Annotated in this window: 2 protein-coding genes; both read right to left on the bottom strand. The window is 62.2% G+C overall.

Features of this window, described 5'->3' with window-relative positions; all coding sequences use genetic code 11:
• Positions 1-696, bottom strand: a 696-nt coding sequence (locus ACE3PP_RS14835) for a heavy metal translocating P-type ATPase metal-binding domain-containing protein (protein WP_374383637.1), incomplete at its 3' end; no start/stop codon positions are given.
• Positions 697-753: 57 nt separating this feature from the next.
• Positions 754-1,521, bottom strand: a complete 768-nt coding sequence (locus ACE3PP_RS14840; RefSeq protein ID WP_374383639.1) for a 3-hydroxyacyl-CoA dehydrogenase — start codon at positions 1,519-1,521, stop codon at positions 754-756.
• Positions 1,522-1,850 lie beyond the last annotated feature (329 nt).

A 1,850-nucleotide genomic window follows, 5' to 3' on the forward strand; every position in this document is an offset into this window, starting at 1 on the left:
GAACGGCGCCGAGGAGTAGAAGACCACCGGCAGCGTCAGCAGCAGGCTGGCCCAGCGCATCAGGCTCTCGATGTCGGCGGTCATGTCGCCGTCGGCAATGTACACCGGGTAGGCGTACATCATGACCTGCATCATCCCGAAACCGGCGACCCAGAGACGCCAAAGTGCGTCGCGCCGCTCCTTGCGCGAAATTTCCTCGTTCTTCGCGGCATCGTAGGGGTAGGCGCGGTAGCCGATGGCGGCGATCGCCCCCAGAATGTCCGACAGCCTGATCCGCGCCTCATCCCAGCGCACCCGCGCCCGGCGCGTCGCATAGTTGATATCGACCGCTGTCACTCCCGGCAACTTGCCGACATGCTGTTCATTGAGCCAGATGCAGGCAGCGCAGGTGATGCCTTCGAGCAGCAGCGATGCCTCGCGCTCGGTTTCGCCCAGCGTCCGCACGAAGCTTTTCTGGAATTCCGCGTGGTCGAACAGGGCAAGCTGGTCGAGAATCGCTGGCGTCGCTTCGCGCGGCGACTCCGGCAAGGCATCGCGGCTGCGGTAATAATCGGCAAGCCCGTTATCGACGATCGACTGCGCCACCGCCTGGCAACCGATACAGCACATCGCGCGCGCCTCGCCGCCGACGTTCACCGACAACGCCACGTCGTCGGGGATCGGTTGGCCGCAGTGATAGCAGGGGGCTTGGGACATGCAAATAAAAAAGGCACCGAAGTGCCTTTTGGGTCTAGGGCGGAGCCGAAGTATAGATTATTTGGTTCCCATGCGGATGGCGCCGTCCAACCGGATGACCTCACCGTTGAGGTAGGCGTTCTCGGCGATATGCCTGACCAGCGCGGCGAATTCGGCCGGCCTGCCCATGCGAGACGGGAAGGGCACCATCTTGCCCAGCGACTCCTGCACCTCCGGCGGCATGCCGAGAAGCATCGGCGTTTCCATGATGCCCGGGGCGATGGTCACGCAGCGGATGCCGCTCTTCGCCAGTTCGCGGGCCACCGGCAACGTCAGGGCAACGATGCCGCCCTTCGAGGCGGCGTAGGCAGCCTGGCCCAGTTGCCCCTCGAACGCTGCGACCGATGCCGTGTTAACGATGACGCCACGCTCGCCGCCGGCATCGGGTTCGCCCTTCATCATCGCGTCGGCGGCCAGGCGGATCATGTTGAAGGTTCCGACCAGGTTGATATTGATCGTCCGCGCGAAACTTTCCAGCTTGTGCGGCCCTTCGCGCCCGACCACCTTCTCGGCCGGCGCGACGCCGGCGCAGTTGACCAACCCGTGCAGGCCGCCGAAAGCGGAAATTGCCGTCTGCACGGCGTTGACCGCGCTCACCTCGCTCGCCACGTCGGTCTCGACGAAACGCGCGTTGGCGCCGAATCCGGCCGCCAGTTTCTCGCCGGCCTCGCGATTCAGGTCAGCCAGGACGACCTTGGCGCCAGCCTCGAGCAATGCCTGTGCGCTCGCCGCACCAAGGCCCGACCCGGCACCGGTTACCAGAAAAACCTTTCCCTTGATCTCCATCGAAGCTCTCCAATAGCCTTATTCGATTACCGATTATTACTCCAGACGGCACCGTATGGAGTGTCCGGCATATTAACCCGGACAACAGAAAACGAAAACTGCCAGCACACCCCACAATTCCCACACCCGCAAACTTTCCTACTAGATTTGCGACACCAAAAATAGTATAAACATACTAACAATTAGCATACGTCATCCCCGCAAAGCCACCATGACCTCCCCGCAAACCAAACCCATCCGGGTCATGCTGATCAGCGATCTGCAGATCGTGCTGTGGGGACTCGAAAAACTGGTGCGGGAGATGCAACCGCGCCTTGTACTGGCGGGAA

It is taken from the genome of Dongia sp., from assembly GCF_041910485.1.
Classification (GTDB): domain Bacteria; phylum Pseudomonadota; class Alphaproteobacteria; order Dongiales; family Dongiaceae; genus Dongia.

Bases quoted from the DNA above. Each gene is read 5' to 3' on its own strand.
- ACE3PP_RS14840 (WP_374383639.1), bottom strand. From the start codon at position 1,521: ATGGAGATCAAGGGAAAGGTTTTTCTGGTAACCGGTGCCGGGTCGGGC.